Source organism: Sediminibacillus massiliensis (assembly GCF_900156915.1).
Classification (GTDB): Bacteria; Bacillota; Bacilli; order Bacillales; family Amphibacillaceae; genus Sediminibacillus_A; species Sediminibacillus_A massiliensis.
This window is the reverse complement of record NZ_LT732535.1, coordinates 1,401,871-1,427,256: the sequence shown is the minus strand read 5'-3', so window position 1 is coordinate 1,427,256 and position 25,386 is coordinate 1,401,871. Positions and strand designations below refer to the sequence as shown.

The following is a 25,386-nucleotide window of genomic DNA, read 5'->3' as shown; positions in this document are numbered from 1 at the left end:
ATTTGATAAGCCAAAGGATAGCTCCGCTATTCCTTTGGCTCTTTTAATTCCTCTCCGGGTAAATAGTAGTTAGTTGAAACGATAATTTTTTCAATACGTACAAGATAAATGGATTTCTTTTTTATAAAATCTGGAATATCATGCTAATGTAATGAAAGGAGAGAACCAGGGGGGAACCGTGAATACATTTAAAATAATTGTTTTGATAATTTTTGTATTGCTTATGTATGCACTCTTGAAAGGGGAAAAAAGAAGCTTAAGATTGATAGTTCTCAGCTATTTTTCCGTATTATCCGTCATGTTTATATCAGGGATTTTTTACATATCAGAAAAGTATCAGTTAAACGATGGACCTGTCTTAGATGGCGGTTTCGTCAGTCTTTTTAACTGGGTAAGTGCATTTTCCTATTTGTATATACTACCTGCCTTTCTGGTCATGGCATACAGGCTGCTCGGATTAGCCGGAAACCTTTTTGAGGAGAAAAGAATAAGAGTAATCATGTACCTTGTTTTCGTTGCCGTCCTATGGTTGGTCGGTTATGTCTCCTTCTTTATTTTCACCCTGGTTTTTTATGGTTTTGCTCCTTGATTTAGTAGTGTTATTATTAAAGTCTTATTGTATTTATGGAGGGAAAAATGAAGAAACATAATGTATTTGGCAAAATTATTTTTTGGTTGGGTTTTTTTCTTTTTATACTTGGGGTAAGTGTAAATGGGACAGTCGGCATAGTGAAAGATGCTCCCGATATTGTCTCCTATTATTCTCTGCCTGCTCTCATTGTAGGTGTTCTTCTGCTATTGATTTCCAATGGATTCAAAAAGGAGGAACATTAGGGTGCCGGTGGAGCAACAGGATGAGAAACGACGGGATAGTTTGGTAAGAAGTAAATGGGCACTCCTTATTTCCGTAATTATTTTCGGTATTTGCATGGCTTTATATTTTCCATTTCCAAATAATCCTACCCTGGAGTCGACTACGACATTCATGTCGTTTCCGATCCAGAACCAGGATGGTTATATCCTTCTTGGTATAGTCGGTTCCGTGTTGTTCCTGATCGCCATGATTCTGCTTGTCGTTGGGTTGAAAAAATACCATGTCCGCTCCATCATACTTGTTGCCATCGGGTATGCTGGTTTGCCGGGTATGCTGACTCTGATGTACCAGGAAACGTTAGCGGGCGGGATTGACTCCATCTCTTACTACAACAATGGTGATTGCAACTTTGAGTATGTCCGGGAGGACTTGTTGAATGGGGAATGCAGCCTTGTTTTACATAACCGAAGCAATCAAGAAGTCACATTTGAACTGGAATTTCTCGATTCCTATATGGGAGAGGGGGTACGGATGGAGTCACTTATGAATGTAGCCGGACCGTACATTATTACCATGGAAGGTAATAGTAAAAAGTCTATCCATTTGGAGAAATCACTTGATGTAGCAGAGGTTCCAAATCATATTGAAGGCGGAACGTCGTCTGATGTTCATATAAAAATAAGCCATGGGGGGAAAACGCGAAAGATGTAGCGTTTCTCTGATGAGTTTTCTCGTTAGGCAATATAAATATCCAATTGGGCGCAATCAGGGGACATGGTTGCGCTTTTTATATTTTGTTTATGTTTTTGCCATCCTGTCTTAACGAAGGGACTAAAACAGTCAGCCTATCTTTGATAGTGATAAACCATTTACATACACTACAGGGGTAGTACGTAAAGGCCAAGAAATACTGGAACTTCTTCAGTTGACTTATATACTATAGGGGGGTATAGTATAAGTATAAAAGAAAAGGAAGTGATCCTTTGGAGGAAAAATGCTCGCATGATCATCCAAGTACACCGAGAACAAAAGAAGAAATGGATAAAATAATCAACCGTTTAAAACGAATAGAAGGTCAAGTGCGGGGAGTTCAGAAAATGGTGGAAGACGACCGGTATTGTATAGATATTTTGGTCCAGATTACCGCCATTCAATCCGCCTTGAAAAATGTAGGGTTCTCCATTACTGAGCGGCACATTAATCATTGTGTCAGCGATGCCATTTTGAAAGGGGAAGGCAAAGAGTCTATTGAAGAATTAATGAATGTCATGAAGCAGTTTTCTAAGTAGGGAGGGTTGATGATGAGCGAAAACAAACAGGTATCACTTGGTGTTACAGGAATGACTTGTGCCGCTTGCTCTAACCGGATCGAGAAAGTGTTGAATAAGATGGATGGAGTAGAGGCGCAAGTCAATTTAACAACGGAAAAGGCGACCGTTGCTTATAATCCGGAGAGAGCGTCGATAGAAGATATTACAAGCAAAATAGAAAAAATCGGGTATGGGGTCAGATCGGAAAAAGCTGACTTCGATGTGTTTGGGATGACCTGTGCCGCTTGTTCCACTCGCATCGAAAAAGTGTTGAATAAACAAGAAGGGGTGTCCAAGGCTTCCGTTAACTTGACCACGGAAAGTGCTTCTATTGAATATAACCCCGTATTAGTCGATCAGCATGCTTTAATCGAGAAAGTTCGAAAACTCGGGTATGACGCCAAACCGAAAGCCGAATCCGAAGAAAAACAGACTTATAAAGAAAAGGAACTTCAACATAAGAAAACAAAGCTGATCATTTCAGCAGTATTATCGGCTCCTTTATTGTTAACGATGCTCGTTCATTTATTTAACATGAGTCTGCCGGCCTTATTTATGAATCCATGGTTCCAATTCACTCTGGCAACCCCTGTTCAATTTATCATTGGATGGCAATTCTATGTCGGAGCCTACAAAAACCTGAAAAACGGTGGAGCAAACATGGATGTGCTGGTCGCTTTGGGAACGAGTGCTGCTTATTTTTACAGCTTGTATGAAGCTTTAAGGACGATTGGCAATCCTGGGTATATGCCGCATCTATACTTTGAAACGAGTGCCATTTTGATCACGCTAATTTTATTCGGCAAATATTTAGAAACTAGAGCCAAAAGTCAAACGACGAATGCTATCTCAGAATTGCTCAATCTGCAGGCAAAAGAAGCCCGGGTTATCCGGAACGGCAAAGAAGAAATGGTTCCTGTCGAAAGTGTGGTCGAGGGAGATCATTTAGTTGTAAAACCAGGCGAAAAAATACCTGTCGACGGTATTGTTTTAAAGGGAAGAACTTCTGTCGATGAGTCGATGCTTACTGGTGAATCCATTCCGATCGAAAAAGATTCAGGGGCGAAAGTGATTGGATCAACCATCAATAAAAATGGTTCGATCGTAATGGAAGCGACAAAGGTCGGGAAAGACACGGCACTAGCGTCCATCATCAAAGTAGTGGAAGAAGCGCAAGGATCGAAAGCGCCGATTCAACGCTTGGCGGATGTTATTTCCGGTTACTTCGTTCCAATTGTAGTCGGTATTGCCATGGTAACCTTCGTTGTCTGGATAGCTTTTGTACAGCCTGGCCAATTTGAACCAGCATTGGTCGCGGCCATAGCTGTACTTGTCATTGCTTGTCCTTGTGCATTGGGGCTGGCCACGCCGACTTCCATAATGGTCGGGACAGGAAAAGCGGCAGAAAGCGGAATATTGTTCAAGGGTGGAGAACATCTGGAAGGAACACATCAATTAGATGCCATCGTTCTTGATAAGACTGGAACGATCACCAAAGGTAAACCAGAGGTAACCGACTTTACTGGCGATGAGGAAGCATTGCAACTGCTGGCCAGTGCAGAAAAAGGCTCGGAACATCCGCTTGCGGAAGCGATTGTTTCCCATGCGACAGAATATGGAATCGACTTTATCGATGTGGATGAATTTACTGCCATACCCGGGCATGGTATCGAGGCGGTTATTTCCGGAAAACGAATCCTTGTCGGAAATCGCACGTTAATGCGGAATAACCAAATTGAATTGAAAGATACAGAAGAGAAACTGACGGACTTTGAAACGGATGGCAAAACTGCCATGTTGATAGCGATCGACGGTATGCATCGTGGAATTGTGGCGGTTGCGGATACCATTAAAGAAACAGCACCTGAAGCCATCAAGCAATTAAAAGCAATGGGAATCGAAGTAATTATGTTGACAGGGGATAATGAAAGAACAGCAAAAGCTATCGCTGAACAAGCAGGAATCGATCAAGTTATTGCACAAGTGCTGCCTGAAGAGAAATCAGATAAAGTGAAAGAGATTCAACTGCAAGGTAAAAAGGTAGCGATGGTAGGCGATGGTGTGAATGACGCACCTGCACTAGTCACTGCAGATATCGGAATTGCGATTGGGACAGGGACGGAAGTGGCAATTGAAGCTGCTGACGTTACGATTCTTGGCGGCGAGCTGCTGCTCATCCCGAAAGCGATCAAAATCAGCCATGAAACCATACGAAACATCCGCCAAAATCTATTCTGGGCTTTTGGATACAATACGGCGGGAATACCAATTGCAGCAGCCGGATTACTGGCACCATGGATCGCCGGCGCAGCAATGGCATTAAGTTCAGTTAGCGTTGTTTCTAATTCACTCCGCTTAAAACGGGCGAAGTTATAATGGGAAACTTCCATCAAGGTTTGTGGAAAGAATCGGGGTATCAGCATCCGTTGATACCCCGAGAAAAATCAACATTTAAAGGAGGTGAAAGAGCATGGAACAAACGATAAGCGTCCAAGGCATGTCTTGCGGGCACTGCAAAATGTCAGTGGAAAATGCATTGAATGATTTAGACGGTGTCACAGCAGCTGAAGTAAATTTAGAAGCAGGCAATGTAAATGTTACTTATGATGATTCAAAAGTTTCTTTTGACAATATGAAAGAAGCTATTGAAGAACAAGGCTATGATGTCGAGGCTTAATAAATCTGTTTTTCGTTGGAAAAATTTAACCCATGGGAGTGTGCCGGTGCCAGGTCATTCCCATGGGTTAAAATAAATCCAGATTACAGAGATTCCATGTTAAAATGGTGCCGGGGGAGGGAAATGCTCACCCCTTTCAGACCATGGGGGCTGACCATGAAATATTCAGTTTTATGTTACTTAATCAAGCAAGCTCCCACTACATATTGGAGGAATGTTCAATGACAACTGATTTGAATCCTAAGGTTGATGAGTATTTAAAAAAAGCCGAAACGTGGAAGGAAGAATTTATGGCGTTGAGAAAGATCGCCCTTGCCTGTGATGAACTGAACGAAGAATTTAAGTGGAACCACCCTTGTTACACGTTTGACAACAAAAATATCGTCTTAATACACGGATTTAAAGAATACTGTGCGCTTCTGTTTCATAAAGGTGCCTTGTTGAAGGATCCGCACGGAATTTTGATTCAACAAACGGAGAATGTTCAGTCGGCCCGCCAGATTCGTTTCACCGATGTAAAGGAAATTGTTGAATTGGAAGACATTTTGAAAACTTATATTAATCAAGCCATCGAAGTGGAGAAAGCTGGTTTGACCGTAGAAAAGAAGACACAATTCACCATACCGGAAGAACTTCAAAAAAAATTCGATGAAATCCCTGCTTTGAAAACTGCTTTTGAAGGATTGACCCCGGGACGACAAAGAGCATACATTCTTTATATATCTAAAGCCAAGAAATCCGAAACCAGAGAGGCAAGGGTTGAAAAATGTATGAAGCCAATTCTCGCCGGCAAGGGACTGAATGATTGATTTTGCGTTTTATAGATGTTTTAGAGCTTCGCGCTTGCTGAGTGGCTTTAAAGACGTTGAAGAAACAAATTCTTTTACATTGGACGGGTTGGTTTTTGCATATTCCCGTAACACCCAGCCGATTGCTTTTTGAACAAAAAACTCTTCACTGTCCGCTCTAAGCCGGATGTAGTGAAGCAAGCGTTCTTCGTCGGTTTTATCCTTATAATAAAGTTGAAATAGTATCGCAGATCTTTGCAGCCAAAAGTTCGCATCCATAATCCACTTGTCTGCATATAGAGGAATCAGCTCTGGGTAAGTTCTAAACAGATAACCCATTATGTGCGGGGAAAGCACATCCACTGTATCCCACCATGACTTTGTAACCAACAAAGAGCTTAGCCATGGCATATCTTCCGGAGTGAGTGACGTTTTTACTTTATTCAGAATATCCAGTGCAGCTTTTTGATACTCTCTTTCTGAACGTTCCCACAAGATAAGGATAACATCTTTCAAGTTTTCTTTTTCCGGCACACCAAATTCTCTTAGGAACTGTTTTGTCAGTCTCCTGCGTTCAGGGGTTCTTATTCCTAAGAAGGGAAACTGGTTCCTCATGTAATTTTTGGACCACTCGGCAAAATCCACATCGATATGCTGTGAATATAGTTGTACCAAATTATCTACATACTGCTGATTATGTTGGTTTTTCATTTATACTACTCCTCATCGTCTTTTACACTTTTCTCCATATACTACCTTAGAGTTACTGCCTGTGTAAACGCTGGCTGGGTAAAATGGCATGTTGCTGTTTCAACCAGACATTCATAATAATCTCTTTTTAAAAAGTTTAACAAGATTGTCTTCTCTTTACGGAAATAAGTTGGAATAATATGTTAGTGTTAGTTTAACAGGCCTGAAACTGACTGTCAGGACTAGTTTAATAGGTAATAATAGCAATTTTAAGGAGTCTTTTATGTGAAATTTTTTATTCTCGGCATATCGGGTTTAATGCTGCTTGGCTTGATTATTATGGGATTCTTACACGAAGAAACTTCTCAAGATTCAACATCCCGACAATGGGAAAGATCGAATGAAGTAAATCTTCAAGAACAAAGCGATCGAGAACCACCCCCAGCAGAAGAATTACAGCCAGTGAATCCAGACGATGAAATAGGTTACAGCTTGCAGAATGACGAGCTTAACCTCACTTTTAACCATGGAATCGACTGGGTAAAGGTGCCCGTCGATAAGGATCAGCTGTTCGAAGGGGAGTATAACGGAAACAAACAGCAATTAATCGATGACAGTTTTGTCCTCACGGAGGAACGCGTGGCATTTTTATATTCAGAAGGCCCCTCATGGGAAGATAAGAGCATACTGTTAACCTATTCACTAGATCAGGGTCAAACCTGGGAAAATACGGTGGTGACCGAACCTTTTCCAGCGATGCGCTTCCGGAAAGTAGAATTCCTTAATAACACCTTCGGATATGTAATCATATCTGGCGGGCGTACCATGTCACAGGAATATTCTGCGGTCCATTTAACACATGATGGAGGCAGAACTTGGGAGGAAACCAACAACTCGGATGTGACGAGGCTGATATATGATGGAGGATTCGTGGATGAATCGACAGGGTTCTTGTCGTTCGGTACTATCAACCCCGAAGAACCGGATGTTTATGTGACCCAGGATGGAGGGGGTGCCTGGGAGAAAGCAAGTTTCAAGATGCCCGGGAAGTATGACAGGATTTTTGTGTCAGCAGAAGTTCCGGTGAAAGAAGAAGAGCACTTGGCTGTTTTAGTTAACCAAGGGCCGAATGGCGATTATCTCGGTGGTAGAGTAAAAGGCAAATTTATTTCTAATGACAATGGGATGACATGGGAATTTTTAACGGAGGTCCAACCAGATGAACCTGAACAACAAGGCTAAACTCAGACTTATAGTTGGATGGATATTATTGCTGCTGGCGGTTGGTTTTTTCTGTCTGCAGTTGGGCAGCTTTTTTGTACAAGCAAGATTTCAAGCAGAATATGTAGATGATCGTTTGTTTTACATCATCAATATGATTTGCGTAATCTGTCTGGCAATGGGAATTCTGTTACTGCTCAGGCCTCGTAAATTGTGGGCGTTCATCGGAGTTGGGGCAGCAGCTGCGTATCTTTTTGCGCAGGTTGTATTGCTCGTTCACAATAATCAGGAAACCGACAATATCACAAGCATTTCCCCTGACTGGAAACATGTATTGTCCATTAAGGAAAATATGGAGACAGGCGAGTCTGTATATTACAGATCCTATTATAAAAATCTTGCGCGTCCAAAGGAACCGCTTCCTTTTGAAATCGATGGAGAAGTGAAAGTTGACTGGCTGGCCGATGATGTAGCTGTTGTCACTTACAAGGCGGAGAATGAAACGATTCAGCAATATATCGGTACTTACGGTGATCGCGGGACAGGTAGAAGCTATTATTATGTCGGAGCAGAAACGCATGGCAGATGGCAGGGTGAGAATGTAGAGGTTATCAATGATGCAGAAGGAATTACGGTGAGCGAAAATGGAGAAGCGGAAACGTTTGATTGGGACCATATCGAACAATTCGGTACCCTTGCGATTGTATTGAAAAGAGATAATCATGCCGTATGGACAATTTCCCTCGATGAAAACTTTGAAGTTCATTCAGATGCCTCGGAACCGATGGAAGGAACGATCACTTTGTATAAAGCAACAATGGAAGATAATCAGCCGATTACATTGGAATATGTGGGAGAGAATTAAATAAAACGTCCACTGCATTTGATCAGTGGGCGTTTTTATCATTGCTCTATTGGAATGCTCCATAGACCATCTACATTGATCATAGGGCCGTAAACTCCATTATCCTGCAGTTTTTTCCAGTTGGATTCTTTCTAGTTGCTGATCACGTAAACGACTGGACCTGTTCAGCAAAAGAAAAGTAACACGCTTGATTCTATCATCAAGCGCGTTACCTACCCACACTACTCATCTTTATCAATGACTGTAAACGGCCGCATCATGTCATAATCTTCGTGTTCCAGAATATGACAGTGCCAAACATAGTCCCCTGTATAGGGGGCAAACCGGGCAATCACACGGGTGACTTGGGCGGAAGGGGCTGCGATGGTATCTTTCCATCCACGTTCGTTCAGGGCCGGGGCTTGAACCGATCCTGTATAAATGATTTGTCCGTCCTCATTATAACGATCCAGATCGAACGGCCTGCGGTCGAGCACCTGGAACTGGATTAAGTGGATGTGGATAGGATGGGTGAACCCTGTTACATTCATCAACGACCAAATTTCGGTTGTTCCGAGTCGTGGTTTCTCTGTTACAGGATCATGCCATTTTTTATTATCCAATAAGAGAAGCGGCCGCCCATATTCATCTGTGGAGCCGACAAGTTTCAGATTCCGGATTGTCTTGACGTTGTTTTGGTTGAGAGAAGGAATCTCAGACAGATAACGCGGAACAACACTTGTATCCTTTTTTGTCAAAGGTTTACTGACACGAAATTGCAGGACATCGCCTGTTCTGTCTTCTGGATCAGCGTCAGGTCCCAGATCATTTTTCAAAATTACTTCTTTTCCTTCGAATTGCGAGAAATCGATAATGACATCTACACGCTCGGCGGGTTCCACTCCGATCCGCTCCATCTTTACTGTTTTTCTCAGCAGACCGCCATCGGAGCCGATTTGATAAAATGGCTGCCCGGAATCCAGGAATAACTGATAATCCCTCGTATTAGATCCATTCAAAATCCGGAAACGATATTTTCGCGGTTCCACTTCGAAAAATGGCCAAACCTTGCCATTGACCAGGATGGTATCGCCTAGAAAAGCGGGAACTATCGATGGGTCGGGCAGATTGTCGGCTGCATCGTCCGGCTGGTCCGGATAAGCCAACGATCCATCGTCGTTAAACGATCGGTCGACGATCATCAGTGGCACTTCATACTGGCCGTTTGGAAGGTTCAGCGCCTTTTCCTGTTTATCGCGGATAATATACATACCGGCAAGGCCCGCATAGACGTTGAGCCTGGTGATTCCCATAGCGTGGTCATGATACCACAACGTACAACCGCGTTGATGGTTCGGATATTCATAGACCTTCCTTGTGAATGTCGGACCCACTTCCCTATAACCGTTCGTGTACCAGGCTTCCGGATAACCATCACTATCAGGTTTCGTTTCACTTCCATGCAAGTGGGTGACTGTCCGCACTTCCGGTAGTTCATCGACATTGTGCACGGTTCCGTCGATTGGCAGGATATGCCGGGACGGGAGATTGTTCATCCAGTTTACTTGGATGGGCTCTCCTTGTTTTACATCAATGGTCGGGCCGGGAAACTGACGGTTGTATCCCCATAACAGCGTCGGCCTTAAGTCCCTGTGCAGCTTTTGCCGGAATTCTTCCATCCGTACCTCGTAATAATTCCCCGATTTCGTTTTCCTCCTTGGCCGCAAGGTGTTCATGATAGGCAGCCGGTCCACGAATTTCTCGAGTTTTGGACTCATGTTCTCATCTCCAATAAAAGCATTTACTATAGTAGATGATAAACGTCCAAACAATGGGAAGGCTGGTGTAATGGTTTCTGACAAATTCCATAAGCAGTAAAAGGGAAGTGAGGTCCCCGGCCGGCACCTTTGGATGTTTTTTACTTACGAGGACCGCGGGTGTGTACCATTTCTACAGCCAATGGACCGTACAGATAATCAGCCATCATATCTTTGGTTAAATTCCGCAAGTCGTTTGCAGCGATCCAGATATCGCCTGAGTCGTTTTTTAAATACCACTTATACTGAACCATTCCATGTTCCTTGCCGATGTATTTAACGTGCAAATGGTATGTACGGATGATTTGCATTTTTACGGCATTCAGGTCTTTTTGAACAGTATCGATCACTGTATCTAGTTTATCCATGTAGACAGGAAACGCTGCAGAAGAAAAGTTCTCGAACTGCTTCCTGTCACGTTTGAAGATGGTGAGCGCATAGGGAAGAATGATATAGCTGTAAATTGTTTTCTCCATTTCTGGATCCATCATAAACACCGCCTTTTTATTCCAGTTTACCACGAACATACGTTCTTATAAACGGTAATTTATGTCAAAGCAGAATCAAGGGGTGAAAAGATGTAAGTTGCATAGACAACTGCTCAATTGGTATCCTTTTAAGGGAAGCGGAAAAGGGTTTTCATTTTTTCGATAATTTCGGTCAGTTGGAAAAACAGTCTATCGTTGGAGGGGGTGTTTTAGTGTTAGCGGAATTCAGTGTACATGTGTCTCTAACTAATGGGCACGTAATTCAAATAACCGTGGAAAAGGACCAGGTGGATGCTCTTGTCGATGAGCTGTTGGAAGGCACTGGTATTTACAAAGGCGAAGGCATTTATTTTTTGAAAGAAAATGTAGTATCCATTGAAACGAGTGAAAAGAATGCTACAAGGGTCGATCCAAGCAAAAAAAGATTGATGCCTTAGCACTTCGATTGATTAGTTAATAGACTGGAAGCCTTCGTGATATTGTGCCTTCATCTTAATCCTGTTTATGCATTGACGGGGGCTTGGTAAATTACACAAGGACAGTCTGCAGGGAGCGTATCGAACCGGTGGTGCGCTCTTCTTTGTCATGCAAATTATTCTATTCTTTCAGATCGTGCAGTGTGTGCAGCCGGCAAGGCTCTCCGGGTTACCGGGCAGGTTGTTCACGCAGGATTTTCTCCATCGCTTTTCCTTTTGCCAATTCATCGATCAGTTTATCCAGATATCGGATTTCCCTCATCGTTGGTTCTTCGATGTTTTCCACCCTGACACCGCAAATCACCCCTTTGATCAGAGCACGAGAAGGGTTAAGTTGAGGAGCTTCCGCAAAGAACACTTCAAAATTTGTCTGTTTCTCCAATTGCAATTCTAACTCTTCCTGCGTATACCCTGTCAGCCAACGGATGATTTCATCAACTTCTGTTTTCGTACGTCCTTTTCTCTCTGCCTTCTTCACATAATGTGGATAGACACTTGAAAAACTCATCGTAAAAATTTTGTGTTTAGTCATGGTACACCTCTTCGTTAAATGATTTTCTATATTTAATCATATCATGAAAATGTCCGAGGGAATACAAGCCTTTCCTTTGCCATTTTATCTGGTCTATATAAATGGAATCTTTTAATTGTAAAAGTCTAAATAATTTAGAAACAGGCAAGGATATGGCAGAGGAGGTTATGTGAATTGATGATCATAAATTTTATCATGGGTTTTCTTGTTCCTGTACTTGTAGTAGCCTTCCATCTATACAAAAGAGAACCAGGAATTGTCATTCTTGTTGGAAGTTTCACCGCAGTACTGGCGTTTCTTATCAATGAATTTGGCTATTACTTTTCATTTTGGAAGGTCCTTCCCTATGAGTTGGGATCTTTCGCCGTCCTGCCGTTTATTTTGGGACTTTACCCGTCACTTGCCAGCTATATGGTCTATTTGATCAAAAAGTATGGGAATCCGCTATCCCATACGCTGCTTATGACCGTTTTCACCACCATACTGGAAACCATTTATGTTTGGACGGGCATGGCCGAATATGGGAATGGTTGGAATTTATTTTGGACATTCATCTCTTACTTGGTTCCGTTTACTGTCGTGTATATTTACTTCCGGCTGCTGAAAAAAGCTTTGGTCCATGGTTTTTCATGGATAAAAAGGTGAATAGAAGTCCGGCTTGGTCTTGTTGACATATAACCAAAAGGTGTTAAATCAAAATGATAAAGGAGAGGGAAGATGGAAAAATTGGATGATATCAAACAGACAATTGTTATTGATGCACCGATTCAGAAGGTATGGGAGGCCGTGTCAACCGCAGAGGGAATAGAGGCCTGGTTTATGCCGAACGATTTCGAACCAGTGGAAGGACACGACTTTCATGTCCAATCACCGTTTGGTCCTTCCCCTTGTAAAGTGCTGAAAATAGAAGAACCGAACCATCTGGCCTTTTCGTGGGACACAGAAGGCTGGATTGTCACGTTTCTTCTCAAAGACTTGGACGGTAAAACAGAATTTACCCTCATTCATGGAGGTTGGCAGGAACCCGATACCGTGCTGCCGAAAGCAAATGACAAGAGCTCTGTAATCCGTGACCGGATGAACGGCGGCTGGGCCGGCATTGTCCAGAAACTGAAAGTGGTTGTGGAAGCTTAAATGACTGCGGCCAAACATGATGTCTTTCAGGCTATCGCGGACCCGACCCGCAGGAAAGTACTCCGGCTTCTGGCGAAGGGAGAACTGCCCATTTCGGAAATATCATCCCATTTTCCGGTCAGCCGGACAGCGATCGTCAAACACCTGAACATTTTATCCGACGCGGAACTTGTGAGCGGACATAAGGCCGGCAGAGAAAAAATTTACCGCCTTCACCCGGAACCTCTAACAGAAGTGAGGGAGTTTTACGAACTGTTCTGGGAAAATAAACTGTCGATGCTGAAGCATGTTGTCGAGAACGATGGCACAAAAGGGATAAAGCGGGATGAGGATCAGGAAGGGACAGGTAGTAAAGGTAAGGAGATTTGAGGAAGTAAGTCTGGGAGTGAGGTAGCCGCATGGGAAATTTGCAATCATTTTGCGACAATTATTCGGCGGGTTATGGTAGTATTGGGAAAATCAACAGTTAACGGGAAGGAGAGTATGAACTCGTACTCTCCTTTGCTAGTTAGGTAAGATAGAAGAGTACGGGTTCATACTGTTACAACCTGGAGGGAGAATCAGAATGAAAGCTGTCAATAAAAGTAAAAAGCCATCCACGTTGAAGAAAATAGCCAGAATACTCCCGATTATCATCGGTGCATTCATTACCGCTTACGGGCTGGAAGCTGTCTTGATTCCGAACAATGTATCCGATGGCGGGGTGACAGGACTCAGTATTGTCGGTTCACAGTTGTCCGGTATCCACTTGGGAATACTGATTGCATTGCTGAATATTCCGTTCGTGTTTTTAGGATATAAACAAATCGGGAAAAGCTTTGCTGTTTTTTCTGTCGTAGGAATTGCTTCTCTTGCAGTAGGGACAAGCATCATGCACCATATTCCCCCGATTGTGGAAGGGGACACATTGCTGGTCACCGTTGTCGGAGGAATTATCATCGGAACTGGGATGGGGATTGCCCTCCGTAATGGCGGAGCGCTTGATGGCATCGATATGCTGGCTGTCTTGCTTTCACGTAAGCTGCCGTTTGGAACAAGCGACCTTATCTTGTTCTTGAACTTGTTTGTGTTTATCATCGTTTCCACTGTCTTCGGACTGCAAGGGGCGATTCTGTCAGGGATTGCCTATTTTATCGCCTCAAAAGTCATACATATCGTCGAGGAAGGGCTGAGTGGATCCAAAACATTCAAAATCATCACAAGCCAGCCAGAGTTGATGGCAGAAACGATTCGCGACAGGCTAGGCCGCAGTACGACTTTTCATTATGTAGAAGGCGGGTATTCCAATGAGCAGTTTAAACAAATTACTTGTGTGATCAACCGGTTGGAAGAAAGCAAAATGAAAGAAATCATTTTTGAGATTGACGGAAATGCCTTTATCACCGTCTATGATGTGGCGGAAGTGAAAGGCGGCAATTTCCAGAAGTTTGATATTCATTAAATAGTGTTGCATTATATCCTTTAAAATCGTCTTCCCTTTGGGGAAGGCCTTTTTGATTTAAAGCAATATTCTCCTGATATATGATACTGTAAATCAACTAGATTGTTATGCTATCATGTTTCTTATGAAAAAAGACTAGATTACCAGGAGGCTTAATATGACCCGGAACGCTCTTATCTATACAGTCTTATTTATAGCTTTCCTTTCCATGATAACGTTTTCTTTCTACTATTATTACCAATTGAAGCAGGATGACAGGCGAATAACCGAAGCCGCCGATCCCGGTTCAGCTCCTCCTTCCTATCATTTCGCTTTAATTGGAGAAGAACTGGACCATGATTACTGGCGCCTGGTCGGAGAAGGGGCTAAGCAGGCAGAAGCAGAATTCGATGTGTTCGTTGAATATGAAGGGCCGCAGCGTTCCAATCCAGAAGAACAGTTGAAGATTCTCGACAAGGCCATTAAATCAAAAGTGGATGGCATAATCGTCCAGGCACTGAATGACGAATTCACAACATTGATCGACCAGGCTGTCAGGCAGGGGATCCCAGTGATGACGATCGATACAGATTCCCCGGAGAGTTCGCGATCCGCTTATATCGGGACAGATAATTATGCAGCAGGACAACTTGCTGGAGAAGCGTTGATCGAGGACACAGATGGGAAAGCTGTCGTCGGCATCGTCACCGGACGTTTTAACAATGCCCATCATGCGCTAAGGGTGGAGGGTTTCAGAGATGTCATCGAACAAGAAGAGGGGATTGAAATCGTGGCCATCGAAGAATCCAGCATCGACCGGATCGGGGCGGAAGAAAAAGCTTATAACATGATGACAGAACATGAAGAAATAACGGCTTTGTACGGAACCAGCGCCCTGGACGGCATCGGGATTAGTGAAGCTGCCGAGTCATTGAACCGGCAGGATGATTTGTATGTGATCACCTTTGATACATTGGAAGAAAACTTGGAATTGTTGAGGCAGGGCAGGATTGACGCGCTTGTCGAGCAGCAGCCATGGATCATGGGTCACCGTAGCATTGAAATCATGCTTGATATCCTGAAAGATAAACAGATAGAGGAAATCCATCATACCGATTCTTCCATCGTCCGTAAACGGGATCTTCCTTACCGGCATGACTTGGGAGGGGAGGAATGATGATGAAAATCCGCACAAAACTGCTCATTTATTTTGCCGTCGTACTGCTATTGATTGTGATTTTGTTTTTTGTGCGAGGTCAAAACGACCAAAGGATAAATGAACTCCACAACGAAAGCATGAATCATTTCTTCCTTTTGAATGAAATCACCCGGACTACTAATGAAACGTACCAATCCCTGCAGATTTATGTGCAGGAGCCGCTGCCGGACAATTTGGGTTTTTACAAAGAGGACAAACAGGAACTGCTTGATCTCCAAGAACGGTTTGCTGTCATTGAAACAGAGACAATTCCGAGGGAAAACTTCCTTAACATGCTGACAAGTTTTCTCGAACATGCAGATCAGACGGTCGAAGGGGTAGGCGATGAAGACGTCCAGCAGTATTCGAATTACTTGAATGAAGCGGAGAAAACATCAGATTACATACATGAAGAAACCCTCAACCTGATCAATACCGAGTTGTCAGACTACCAGGATTTGTTCATGCTCACCAATGAAAAAATTCAGCATACGAAAAATTTCGGGACGTCTATCCTTCTTTCCATCATTATGCTGAGCGTTCTGTTTGCCTTGTGGTTTTCCAATGGGATCACCAGGACGATTTCCCGTTTGACGGAGGCTGCACAGGAAATATCTGCTGGCTATTATACTGGTGACGATGTCGTCGTTTCGAGAAAGGATGAACTTTGGCTTCTGTCAGAGACGTTCAACCAAATGAAGCGGAATGTCTTGGAATCTTTCAATGAGGTGGAAGAAAAAGCCAGGCTTACCAGACTGTTAAAAGAAATGGAGTTGAAAAGCCTCCAAAATCAGATCAACCCTCATTTCCTGTTCAATACATTGAATACGATTTCAAAGACTTCTTATATCGAAGGGGCAGAACGGACCAGTGACTTGATTGCATCTGTCTCGGCATTACTCCGTTATAATATTGGCGATATAAAACGGAGGACTACTCTGAAAAATGAAGTCGATATTGTCAAAGAGTATTTTTTTATACAGAAGACCCGGTTCGGCGGAAGGGTGACATTTTTCGAAAACATCGATCCTGCCTGCTTGTCGATTGAAATCCCGTGTCTGACGCTTCAGCCGATCGTCGAAAATGCATTCATCCACGGAGTAGAAGGAATGGCTGAAGGGGCGAGGATAGAATTGCACGTTTACGAAAAGAACGGAAAAGTGAATATCGATGTCACAGATAATGGGACGGGAATGGATCAACAGACCATAGACAAGTTGTTGGTACCTGAAGATAAAGGTGACACTGCAGCAGGCGAGGGATCTGGTCACTCGACAGGAATCGGAGTGCAAAACGTGATTGCACGCCTCAAGCTATTCAATAAAGAAAGCGATGTCAGCATCGTATCAGCACCGGGAAAAGGTACGATCGTCAAAATCCGGATGCCTAAGGAACGGGAGAAAGGGGGAGTATAAATGGTTAAAATAATGCTAGTCGACGATGAACCGATTGAAAGGGAGGGGCTCCGGCTTATCCTGGAAAGGAACCGCTCCAATTTTGAAATTGTGGCAGAAGCAGAAAATGGAAAACAGGCAGTCGAGCTTGCGGGACGATTTAAGCCTGACTTGATTTTTATGGACATCAAGATGCCCGAGTACGATGGATTGGAAGCTATCGAAAAAATCCTTCCTCTTCAACCTGATGCGAAATGTATCATGGTGTCTGCTTACGATACCTTTGATTACGCAAGGAAAGCGATGAAATTCGGTATTAAAGAGTATTTGTTGAAGCCGGGCAAAGTAACGGAAGTATTGGAAGCATATGACCGCATGACCGAAGAGATGGAAAAGGAGAGAGAGCGGGAAGAAGAGAGAGATGAAATCAATAACAGGCTCCAACTGGTCAGTTCGTTCATTGAAACAGAATGGGTCGTTTCTTTGATGATGGATCATATCCATGAATTTAACTTAGAAGAATGGAATCAGTCATTCAACTTGGATGATAAAGAGGGTTTTGCCGCTGTATTTTCTTTCTGGTCTGAGCACCTGCAGCCAAGCCGGGATGAAAAAAGCGAGTGGTACCGTATCCTGAAAGAAAGCTTGCAGGCGGAAGTCCTTCATTGTCTGGCAGGACCGTTGACAGCTTTTGAAGTTCCGGTTTTTGTCTTGTACGATCGTGAACAGGCTGGTATCATCAGCCGCAGCGAGTTTGTCCGATCCGTCATCCACCGTGTCCAGAATCAGTTGGAAGACAGCCAGCTGCTTGCAGGAGTAGGAACCTTGTTTAGAGGGGTGAATGGATTTCCAGAATCATATGAAGAGGCTGTACAAGCGCTTGAGGTCGTCCACCGCAATCCGGGTTCCTCCTATGAGACGTATTCTACAGAATTGAAGCAGAAAAACCAGGATATGATTCCTTATGACGTCGAAAAAGAACTGGTCGAAGCCATAAAAAAAGGCGATATCCAAACAGGAATCAACCGTTTCGACACCTATTGCCAGTCGATCCAGCAAGCTGCCGATTACCAGCCGGAAGTATTCAAAAAAGCGATGGAGGACTTTTTCATTGTATTGACTAGGACGACGAAGGAGCTTGGATTTGATGACGACGTGCAGATGAGTTTCGGTAGATTTGAAACGACCATGCAAATCAAGGAAGCGGCCAAGTCGCACCTTCTCTTCATTATCGAGCGGATAGGGGAATGGCGGACGAATGGGATTCAGGGATTGCTTATCCGTGCAAAAAGCTATATGGAGAGCAATTACCATAAAGCACTCACACTTGAAGAAGTGGCCGACCAGATCGGAATCAGTTCTTACTATTTAAGCAAACTGTTTAAGGACCGGTTCCAGGTGACCTTTGTCGAATATTTGACCAAAATCCGGCTCGATCAAGCCAAAGAGCTCCTTCTCGATGCCTCGATGCCATTGAAGGAAATCGCCTTGAACGTCGGTTACAAAGACCCCAATTATTTCAGTCGTGTCTTTAAAAAAGAAATCGGTATCAGTCCGCGGGATTATCGAACTAAACACCAGAAGTAACCTTCCGATAGGGATATAAATGATTATTATGGTCATATTAATTCATGGTGAATTCCACCAACTAACATCGATGTGGAGGGATGGTAATTTGGACATTCGTGAAGGGTTGATACCAACCGTATTGGGCTCCGCAGTCACTGCAACCGGATATGCTATGAAGCAAAGTAAAGGTTCAAACAAAATGATTGCAAATACCATTTTCGGATTCGGTTTGGCACATGTTGTCTTAGGCACAATCGACCTTGTCGAGCATCGACGTTAGTAGGAAAGGAGAGCTAATTGCAGCTCTCCTTTTTCTTATTCTCAAGTTAGTTGATTCCTCTTCTTTAATAAGAAATACAGGACAATACTGCAGCCGGAACACAAAAGGGCGAGAGAAGCAATAAAGCCATATCCTGCCTGCAGTCCCGCTATTTCGTGAGCAGCAATATCCATTCTATGAAAGATTCCACTGACCAGATCAATGATGATGCCAATCAACAAGTTGCCGATGACACTGGCGATTCCCATCAGTGTAACAGTGAAAGTGATTGCTGTTCCTGTCCCTTTAGGATAACGTTTAGCCAAAAGAGCCATGACAGTCGGGTAGATTAACGCAATTCCTATACCGGATAAGGCAAACAGAACAGCTCCTTTTTCCCCGATAAATATTCCAGCCAAATTACACAAACCGGAAAAAGCTGAAAAAATGGCAATCGATAGAGTGAAACCTATTTTATCTGTCAGCGGTCCCAACAAGAGTCTGGATAGCATGAAAAACAGAAAAAACATCGATAACATTTTAGATGCAGCGCTTAAATCCCAGTTATATGCTTGTACCAAAAAATGGACAAGCCAGCTCCCAATCGATATTTCCGATACCACACCGAATGAAAGAACAGCAACGATAAGCCAGGCAATCGGATCCCGCGCCAGCAATTTGTAGGAGGCTGTACCTTCTTCCGATTTGGAATCCATCGGAAACTTGCTGTAAAACGAAGGCAGGATCGGTAAAAGGGAAAACAGTAATACAACAAGATACATCCCTTTCCAGCCCAGCTCCCCGCCAAACATGCTCCAGCCCATTATAGATGCCGCTAATGTCGGAGCGAATGTAGAACTAAGCCCATAAAAAAAGTGGGAAAGGTTCAACATGGTCCCGGTATTTTTCGTGAAAATCCTGGCTGCCATTATTCCCAACCCGATTTCAAGCATACCGTTGGCTACATACAACAAAAAGAAGGATGCCGACAGAAAAGAATAGCTTGTGGAATAATAAATGAGTGCGCCCGATAAAGCCATAGCTAAAAATGCTGCGATTCCGGTCCATTTGATCCCTATTCTATTGCTAAGTGCGGATGTAAAGGTGCACGCAAGCAGATAGCCCAATGCATTCAGGGCTAACAGGAATCCTAGTTGTGACTGTCTTAAATGGAAATCACTTTGAATAATGGGAATCGCCGGGCCTTTTATATTTTCCGATAAACCAAAAATCAGAAAACCGCCAAATACAATGGATATCAATATAAGGTAGTTCGTTTTGGGACTCTTTTTTGATAACAGGATATTCTGGGTATCTTTTTGAGCTTCCATCGTTTGTCCTCTCTTTAACTCATTTTCAGGTACAAATTCTTTGAATTAATATTACTCTGTTACCTGCCAAAACGGAACCCTCATTTCATAGAGATCGCCATTTATTTATGTCGAAGTGACAGGATGTGGCTTAAGTCCTTCGGTTTCCAGAAAAATTCTGCTCTTTTGCCAAGATAGTCCAGAAGTTTGCAAGATAGTGAAGATGAAAACCCTATCATAGCCAATTTAACATGTTAAATTTTAGTTACCGCTTACATTAAAGGGTTTTCATCAAAAAGGAAGAGGCACATTGTGTTGGGAATGTATGCTGCCTCTGAATGTTGCACTTCAAAAAAGAGGAGGATTCATATGTTTGAAAAACATTCGACTTGGTATGTGATTTTGATTGCTGTCTCGGCAGGTATGGCCGGACTCTTGTATGGGTTCGATACAGCGGTCATTTCGGGTGCGATTGGTTACTTGCAAGAATTGTATGATTTGAGTCCGGCAATGGAAGGCTGGGTGATTTCCTGTGTGATGATCGGAGGCGTTATCGGGGTTGCTACTTCAGGCTTCTTGAGTGATAAGTACGGACGGAAAAACATCATGATGATCGCTGCCGTACTGTTCATCATCTCAGCGCTTGGCTCGGCTTTTGCTACGAGTGTGGCAATGCTCGTATGGGCGAGAATCATCGGCGGGTTCGGAATCGGTTTTGCATCTGCTTTGTCTGTGACCTATATTAGTGAATGTGCACCACCGGCCATCCGGGGCAGGCTTGGCTCTCTGTATCAATTGTTCACCATTTTCGGTATTTGTGCGACCTTTTATATCAACTATGGCGTCGCCAACAGCGGAACCCATGCTTGGGGCCTGGAAGAAGGCTGGCGCTGGATGCTCGGTTATGGAACCATTCCAGGTATTATCTTTATGATCTTGTTGTTTTTCATTCCGGAAAGCCCCCGGTTCTTGATTAAAAATGGGAGGGATTCGGAAGCGTACGAAACGCTGAAACGAATTAACGGCGAGAAAATTGCTAAAAGAGAAGCCGAGGATATTAGAACATCAATTGAAACGGAACAAAGCACTTCCGTCAAAGAGTTGTTGAAACCGGGCTTGCGCATGGCAATGGGGGTTGGAATATTCCTCGCCTTGTTCAACCAGGTGATCGGAATGAACGCGGTCACCTATTATGGTCCGGATATATTCCGCAGTGTAGGATTTGAAAACAATACAGAATTCCTGGCAACCAGCATCATTGGCAGTGTACAGGTCGTTTTCACGATTGTTGCCTTGTTGTTGATCGATAAGTTGGGAAGAAAGAAACTGATGGCAATAGGTTCAAGTCTGATGGCGATTTTCATGCTCCTTATTGGAAGCGTATTCTATTTTGAACCGGCAAACAGCGGTCCATTGCTTGTCATCTTCGTGGCCGGATTCACTGCTTCCTTCTGTGTTTCGATGGGACCGATTCCTTGGATCATGATTCCGGAAATTTTTCCAAATCATGTGCGCGGAAAAGCAGTCGGTATTGCTACCATGTTCTTATGGGGGGCTAACTGGGCAATCGGGCAGTTCACCCCGATCCTGATTAACAACATGGGTGGCGCGTTCACTTTCTGGATGTTCGCAGTGATCAATGTCATCTGCTTCACGTTTGTCATGACCATCGTGCCAGAGACGAAAAATAAGTCGCTAGAAGAGATTGCGAAGCTTTGGAAGCCTAAGAAAAAGGTAGAGAAAGAAGAAGTCGGGGAAGGTTTGGCCAGTACCCGGGGATGATTCATAGAGATAAAAAAGCATGGTACCCTATACAAAGGGTTCCAGCTTTTTTATGTCCTATTTTCATTTAATTGGTGAATTTTTCATTTAAACCAATATTCCTAAACTATAGTGTCCAATTTCCTTCTTGAGTTTCAAAAAGAGAGATTATAAGTGTCGAATTTTTTGCGAAATTGCTTGTTTTTATACTAGTAAAAAAGTTTTACTTACAGTTCTCTATTAGAAAAATATGTAAGTAGTAAGTACTTTTAACTTCTCGAAGTCTTATCAGAGGGTTAGGACTTTACCAGTATTTTGGAAAAATATGCTTAAAATAGGTTTAGTCATCCAACCAATTATGATAACTTCTTTTTTGAGGAGGGGGAGAATCAGGGGGAGAGTTTTATGATTAATAACTCAGTGAATTTTAATATGAAAAAAGTGTTACTGTTATCCTTTATTAGTGTTATAGGACTTGCATTTTCGCTTACTGCGATGCAAGTAGGAGGAAGCCCTGTTGTAGCTTCTAATTTCGGTGTTGAACTTGCTGGAAAGTTAGGTATTAGTATGGCGACAGCTGGTAAAACAATTGATTTACTTGCTGGAGGTTCTACAGTTTGGAGTGTCATTGCCATTATCTTTGGTGCTTCTGGTGGGGGTATTGCGGTATCTGCGGCAATCTTTACTGCTAAAAACCTCATCAAAAAAGAGGGAAAAGATATGGCTGCGGCCTGGTAAGAAAATAATATACTTATCCCCCCTCCTAAACTATTGAAGTACATAATAAAAATATTAAAAGAGTGAAAAAGATGAGTAAAACAAAGAAGAATATCAATCATATATTCAATATTTATCGATTCGAGAGAATTTCCCAAATAAGAAAGAACTTTCATGATTGGGGATTCGAAATTTCGATAAAGAAGTATAACCTAGTTTTATTAATAGCAAGTCTCGTGATATTTATCAGTGTAACAGCACTTGCCAATTATTTAAAAGTCCATATTCGAGCAAATGACTTTTGGGTATTCGTAGCTTTATTGACGATTTTTAGATTAATAAGTCAGTCATTTTCTTTTTATAATCAGAATAAATCTTATTTTATTTTAGATCAGAGTAAAATGCTGCTGATGAATAAAGAATTCCGAGTACTAAGGGTTTTTACCAAAGCCTTAGAAAGTAGTGTTAAGAGTACGATCATTTACTGCTATTTGATTCTATTGCCAATTTATCTAGGTGCCATGGGAGCATTAACGCCATATGTACTATATCCATTGGTTCTGATTCCGGTTCTTTATTTTCTGGTTCTTAACTTTTTAATTTTCACCATAAGCTTGAGTACCTTCTTATTGTCAAAATACATGAAATTGTTTTTCTTGAAAAACTCCTTGTATTTTGTTAGCTACATAATTACCCTGGTTATATCTTTTTACATACCATATATTTTGCTAAATGTTTTTCTGAACAGTAGTTTCGAAACAATGCACCTTACCAATCTTATTCAAGGATTGAGGATGAGATCGATGGATGACATCTTCACTACTTCAATAGGGGCGGTAGGGTTCATAGCGATTATTTTATTGGCGATTGTGAATTTCTTTGTAGTCAACCGCACGTATAAAATTTTAATGAAAACAGATCTATTACCTTATATGGATGGATTTGATTCTTATCACGCCTCCTACAAGGTGTCTCCATTCACGAAAAGCAAAAAGCCTTTTTTTATAAAAGATTTATTGAATTTGCGAAGGTTGAATGGCTGGTGGTGGGAACATTTAGGAAGGACGTTCATCATTCTTGCTTGCATTACAGGAATAAGCATCCCGTTAGTAGACATCTTTCTGTCTAATAACTCCTTTCTATATACGCTTGGCTTCACTATATTATTTTCCATCTATATCTATCACATTTTGGGCGATTCACTAAGGATGCTTCTCGCTGTTGATCAAGAAAGCAAAAATCTTCATTTATTTACCAGAAAAAGCATTTCCCTATGGGAAGTCGTTTCCCAGAAACTGAAAGTATATAGCTTATTTGTTTTACTAATGACCTTGCTTGTTTTTGTCTATCTGTTAGTAATCACGGAGTTAAATGTATTAAATACTATTTTTATGTTATGTGTATCGTTGGCATTTGGCTTAGTGAGCGGCATTATTCAAATTTCAACAACGGCTTTGTTTCCCAAAATAAATTGGGAACATTATTACGAATTGGGACAATCCAAGAAAGCGGCTTTTTATAACGAAGTGTTGAACACAGCTCTTATTGTACTATTCACTTTGATATCGACTGCTTTATTTTTCGTCGAGCGGCAGCTTTCAACAGATATGGTTTATGCTGCTTTAAGCATAACAGTGATTTTCCTTTTCTTGACCGTTGCATGCAGTTACATTTTCACTATGTTGTTTCTGAAGAAGATCGATTTTAAAGAGGTGTTCAAAGAGAATGATTAAGTTAGAAAGCGTTGGCAAAACATTTGGAGAAAACGTTGTACTGAATAACATAAACCTTCATATAGAGAAAGGCACCTTTTATGGAATTGTAGGAACAAATGGGGTAGGAAAAACAACACTAGTTAAGATTATTGCTGGATTACTAACTCCGACCGAAGGAAAAGTAAATATAAACGGATACCAAGTAGACTTAAATTCTAATAAAGTGGAAATAGGTTTTATACCTGATTCACCTACCATGTATGATTATCTGACAGGGGAAGAATATCTCTATTTTGCTTCGGCTATATTAGATATCCAAAAAGATAAAATCGATGAAAAAGTTTCTTTTTTATTAAAGAAATTTAATTTATATCAGGCCAAAGATAAACTGATTGCCAAATATTCTAATGGAATGAAGCAAAAGTTATCCATTGCTTCTGTCATTATTTCTGAACCAGAGATACTAATTCTGGATGAACCCTTAACAGGAGTAGATATGATTAGTTCCAATGTGATAAAGGATTATTTGAAATCTTTTGTCGAAAAGGGAAGTCTAGTCTTGATGACCACTCATATCTTGGAATTGGCCCATAATACATGCGACAGAATCGGAATCTTAAATCAAGGAACCCTAGCTACTGAATTTGATGTTGCGAATCATACGATAGCAGAGATGGAAGAGAAAATAAGGCGAATATATATTGAAAATAATGAAGTTAGTTAAAAGGTTTATTCATGAAGACAGGAAGTTATTTTGGGCCGCGGCATTGCTGTTGTTAGGGGGGCTCATTATAGGGTTTCTTTGGAATGACTCCGGGTCCGGCTTCAATGAATCTGGAGCGGAAATTTATGTTTCTAATGACTTTCGCGATTTAATTACAAATAATTTATTCGCTGTAGGAACCATTATGCTCGGTTATGTAACCTTTGGAGTACTATCCATTATATTTCTCCTTTACAATGGCCTTTATATTGGTTTGGCCATAAAGGAAGCATATATAGAGGGTGTTTCCATAATCGAGATTGTAATAAAAATCATTCCACATGGCATTTGGGAAATACCTGCACTGATTTTAAGCGGAGTATTAGGTTTCAAAAGTCTTCAACTTCTGTTACATAGCATATTCTTAGGGCAATCAATGCGTAACCAAATTACTGTACATCTTAAAAAAGTAGTTTCGTTAATTGTTATAATCGTAATCTTCGTTTTTTTGGCGGCAACCGTAGAAATATACATAACACCATAAGTGAA

General features: G+C 42.1%; 28 protein-coding genes. 23 read left to right on the top strand and 5 right to left on the bottom strand.

What is annotated here, in order from left to right; translation table 11 throughout:
* Nucleotides 1-178: 178 nt before the first annotated feature.
* The 7 genes from CZ434_RS07965 to CZ434_RS07935 all read left to right on the top strand — a co-directional run bounded on the left by CZ434_RS07965 (nucleotide 179) and on the right by CZ434_RS07935 (nucleotide 5,610).
* Nucleotides 179-589, top strand: coding sequence for a hypothetical protein (locus tag CZ434_RS07965; protein ID WP_077622640.1), 411 nt, complete (start codon nucleotides 179-181; stop codon nucleotides 587-589).
* 47 nt (nucleotides 590-636) lie between these two features.
* Nucleotides 637-834: a hypothetical protein gene (locus tag CZ434_RS07960; protein ID WP_077622639.1), complete on the top strand. Its 198-nt coding sequence runs from the start codon at nucleotides 637-639 to the stop codon at nucleotides 832-834.
* A gap of 1 nt (nucleotide 835) precedes the next feature.
* Nucleotides 836-1,525, top strand: a complete 690-nt coding sequence (locus CZ434_RS07955) for a hypothetical protein (protein WP_245830942.1) — start codon at nucleotides 836-838, stop codon at nucleotides 1,523-1,525.
* A gap of 326 nt (nucleotides 1,526-1,851) precedes the next feature.
* The gene (locus CZ434_RS07950; RefSeq protein WP_077625115.1) at nucleotides 1,852-2,103 is read left to right on the top strand and encodes a metal-sensing transcriptional repressor; all 252 of its coding nucleotides are present in this window, start codon (nucleotides 1,852-1,854) and stop codon (nucleotides 2,101-2,103) included.
* 12 nt (nucleotides 2,104-2,115) lie between these two features.
* A complete protein-coding gene (locus CZ434_RS07945) occupies nucleotides 2,116-4,500 on the top strand; it encodes a heavy metal translocating P-type ATPase (protein WP_077622638.1) in 2,385 nt (794 codons plus the stop codon).
* A gap of 94 nt (nucleotides 4,501-4,594) precedes the next feature.
* A complete protein-coding gene (gene copZ / locus CZ434_RS07940; RefSeq protein WP_077622637.1) occupies nucleotides 4,595-4,801 on the top strand; it encodes a copper chaperone CopZ in 207 nt (68 codons plus the stop codon).
* A 221-nt stretch (nucleotides 4,802-5,022) separates the two neighbouring features.
* The gene (locus CZ434_RS07935; protein WP_077622636.1) at nucleotides 5,023-5,610 is read left to right on the top strand and encodes a YdeI/OmpD-associated family protein; all 588 of its coding nucleotides are present in this window, start codon (nucleotides 5,023-5,025) and stop codon (nucleotides 5,608-5,610) included.
* 9 nt (nucleotides 5,611-5,619) lie between these two features.
* Here CZ434_RS07935 and CZ434_RS07930 read toward each other — a convergent pair whose 3' ends face one another.
* Nucleotides 5,620-6,300, bottom strand: coding sequence for a DNA alkylation repair protein (locus CZ434_RS07930; protein WP_077622635.1), 681 nt, complete (start codon nucleotides 6,298-6,300; stop codon nucleotides 5,620-5,622).
* A 264-nt stretch (nucleotides 6,301-6,564) separates the two neighbouring features.
* Here CZ434_RS07930 and CZ434_RS07925 point away from each other — a divergent pair, with 264 nt between their 5' ends.
* Both CZ434_RS07925 and CZ434_RS07920 read left to right on the top strand, forming a co-directional pair.
* The gene (locus CZ434_RS07925; RefSeq protein WP_077622634.1) at nucleotides 6,565-7,521 is read left to right on the top strand and encodes a WD40/YVTN/BNR-like repeat-containing protein; all 957 of its coding nucleotides are present in this window, start codon (nucleotides 6,565-6,567) and stop codon (nucleotides 7,519-7,521) included.
* On the top strand, nucleotides 7,499-8,365 hold the full coding sequence (locus CZ434_RS07920) for a hypothetical protein (RefSeq protein WP_077622633.1): 867 nt from the start codon (nucleotides 7,499-7,501) through the stop codon (nucleotides 8,363-8,365). Before CZ434_RS07925 ends, CZ434_RS07920 begins: the two co-directional genes overlap by 23 nt.
* A 221-nt stretch (nucleotides 8,366-8,586) precedes the next feature.
* Here the strand turns inward: CZ434_RS07920 and CZ434_RS07915 are convergent, their stop codons facing one another.
* Together CZ434_RS07915 and CZ434_RS07910 are read right to left on the bottom strand one after the other, a co-directional pair.
* Nucleotides 8,587-10,122: a multicopper oxidase family protein gene (locus CZ434_RS07915; protein WP_077622632.1), complete on the bottom strand. Its 1,536-nt coding sequence runs from the start codon at nucleotides 10,120-10,122 to the stop codon at nucleotides 8,587-8,589.
* A 140-nt stretch (nucleotides 10,123-10,262) separates the two neighbouring features.
* The gene (locus CZ434_RS07910; protein ID WP_077622631.1) at nucleotides 10,263-10,649 is read right to left on the bottom strand and encodes a YhjD family protein; all 387 of its coding nucleotides are present in this window, start codon (nucleotides 10,647-10,649) and stop codon (nucleotides 10,263-10,265) included.
* A gap of 212 nt (nucleotides 10,650-10,861) precedes the next feature.
* On the opposite strand from CZ434_RS07910, the gene CZ434_RS07905 reads away from it, so the two are divergent.
* Complete coding sequence (locus tag CZ434_RS07905; protein ID WP_077622630.1) at nucleotides 10,862-11,086, top strand: hypothetical protein; 225 nt, start codon at nucleotides 10,862-10,864, stop codon at nucleotides 11,084-11,086.
* A gap of 208 nt (nucleotides 11,087-11,294) precedes the next feature.
* Here CZ434_RS07905 and CZ434_RS07900 read toward each other — a convergent pair whose 3' ends face one another.
* Entirely contained in the window at nucleotides 11,295-11,657 is a 363-nt protein-coding gene (locus CZ434_RS07900; protein WP_077622629.1) for a DUF2200 domain-containing protein, read from the bottom strand.
* Between the two features lie 174 nt (nucleotides 11,658-11,831).
* Between CZ434_RS07900 and CZ434_RS07895 the strand changes: the two genes are divergently transcribed.
* From CZ434_RS07895 to CZ434_RS07860, 8 genes are all read left to right on the top strand, one after another.
* Nucleotides 11,832-12,302: a hypothetical protein gene (locus CZ434_RS07895; RefSeq protein ID WP_077622628.1), complete on the top strand. Its 471-nt coding sequence runs from the start codon at nucleotides 11,832-11,834 to the stop codon at nucleotides 12,300-12,302.
* A 72-nt stretch (nucleotides 12,303-12,374) separates the two neighbouring features.
* Nucleotides 12,375-12,791: an SRPBCC family protein gene (locus CZ434_RS07890; protein ID WP_077622627.1), complete on the top strand. Its 417-nt coding sequence runs from the start codon at nucleotides 12,375-12,377 to the stop codon at nucleotides 12,789-12,791.
* Nucleotides 12,792-13,160, top strand: a complete 369-nt coding sequence (locus CZ434_RS07885) for an ArsR/SmtB family transcription factor (RefSeq protein ID WP_077622626.1) — start codon at nucleotides 12,792-12,794, stop codon at nucleotides 13,158-13,160.
* 196 nt (nucleotides 13,161-13,356) lie between these two features.
* Nucleotides 13,357-14,232, top strand: coding sequence for a YitT family protein (locus tag CZ434_RS07880; protein WP_077622625.1), 876 nt, complete (start codon nucleotides 13,357-13,359; stop codon nucleotides 14,230-14,232).
* Nucleotides 14,233-14,389: 157 nt separating this feature from the next.
* Nucleotides 14,390-15,388 (top strand): sugar-binding protein, encoded by a 999-nt coding sequence (locus tag CZ434_RS07875; protein ID WP_077622624.1) that lies wholly within the window; start codon nucleotides 14,390-14,392, stop codon nucleotides 15,386-15,388.
* Entirely contained in the window at nucleotides 15,385-16,824 is a 1,440-nt protein-coding gene (locus CZ434_RS07870; protein WP_245830941.1) for a sensor histidine kinase, read from the top strand. The genes CZ434_RS07875 and CZ434_RS07870 overlap by 4 nt, the downstream gene beginning before the upstream one ends.
* Nucleotides 16,825-18,390, top strand: coding sequence for a response regulator (locus tag CZ434_RS07865; protein ID WP_077622623.1), 1,566 nt, complete (start codon nucleotides 16,825-16,827; stop codon nucleotides 18,388-18,390).
* A gap of 88 nt (nucleotides 18,391-18,478) precedes the next feature.
* Nucleotides 18,479-18,652 (top strand): asparagine synthase, encoded by a 174-nt coding sequence (locus CZ434_RS07860; protein ID WP_077622622.1) that lies wholly within the window; start codon nucleotides 18,479-18,481, stop codon nucleotides 18,650-18,652.
* Nucleotides 18,653-18,693: 41 nt separating this feature from the next.
* Here CZ434_RS07860 and CZ434_RS07855 read toward each other — a convergent pair whose 3' ends face one another.
* Nucleotides 18,694-19,962 carry an MFS transporter gene (locus CZ434_RS07855; protein WP_077622621.1) on the bottom strand — a complete coding sequence of 423 codons (1,269 nt, stop codon included), beginning with the start codon at nucleotides 19,960-19,962 and terminating at the stop codon, nucleotides 18,694-18,696.
* Nucleotides 19,963-20,262: 300 nt separating this feature from the next.
* On the opposite strand from CZ434_RS07855, the gene CZ434_RS07850 reads away from it, so the two are divergent.
* From CZ434_RS07850 to CZ434_RS07830, 5 genes are all read left to right on the top strand, one after another.
* Nucleotides 20,263-21,723 carry a sugar porter family MFS transporter gene (locus CZ434_RS07850; RefSeq protein ID WP_143262159.1) on the top strand — a complete coding sequence of 487 codons (1,461 nt, stop codon included), beginning with the start codon at nucleotides 20,263-20,265 and terminating at the stop codon, nucleotides 21,721-21,723.
* A gap of 384 nt (nucleotides 21,724-22,107) precedes the next feature.
* A complete protein-coding gene (locus tag CZ434_RS07845) occupies nucleotides 22,108-22,440 on the top strand; it encodes an uberolysin/carnocyclin family circular bacteriocin (protein WP_077622619.1) in 333 nt (110 codons plus the stop codon).
* Nucleotides 22,441-22,511: 71 nt separating this feature from the next.
* Nucleotides 22,512-24,152 (top strand): hypothetical protein, encoded by a 1,641-nt coding sequence (locus CZ434_RS07840; RefSeq protein WP_077622618.1) that lies wholly within the window; start codon nucleotides 22,512-22,514, stop codon nucleotides 24,150-24,152.
* Nucleotides 24,145-24,858: an ABC transporter ATP-binding protein gene (locus CZ434_RS07835; protein ID WP_077622617.1), complete on the top strand. Its 714-nt coding sequence runs from the start codon at nucleotides 24,145-24,147 to the stop codon at nucleotides 24,856-24,858. Before CZ434_RS07840 ends, CZ434_RS07835 begins: the two co-directional genes overlap by 8 nt.
* Nucleotides 24,845-25,381 carry a stage II sporulation protein M gene (locus CZ434_RS07830; protein ID WP_245831062.1) on the top strand — a complete coding sequence of 179 codons (537 nt, stop codon included), beginning with the start codon at nucleotides 24,845-24,847 and terminating at the stop codon, nucleotides 25,379-25,381. Before CZ434_RS07835 ends, CZ434_RS07830 begins: the two co-directional genes overlap by 14 nt.
* The last annotated feature ends 5 nt before the right edge of the window (nucleotides 25,382-25,386 follow it).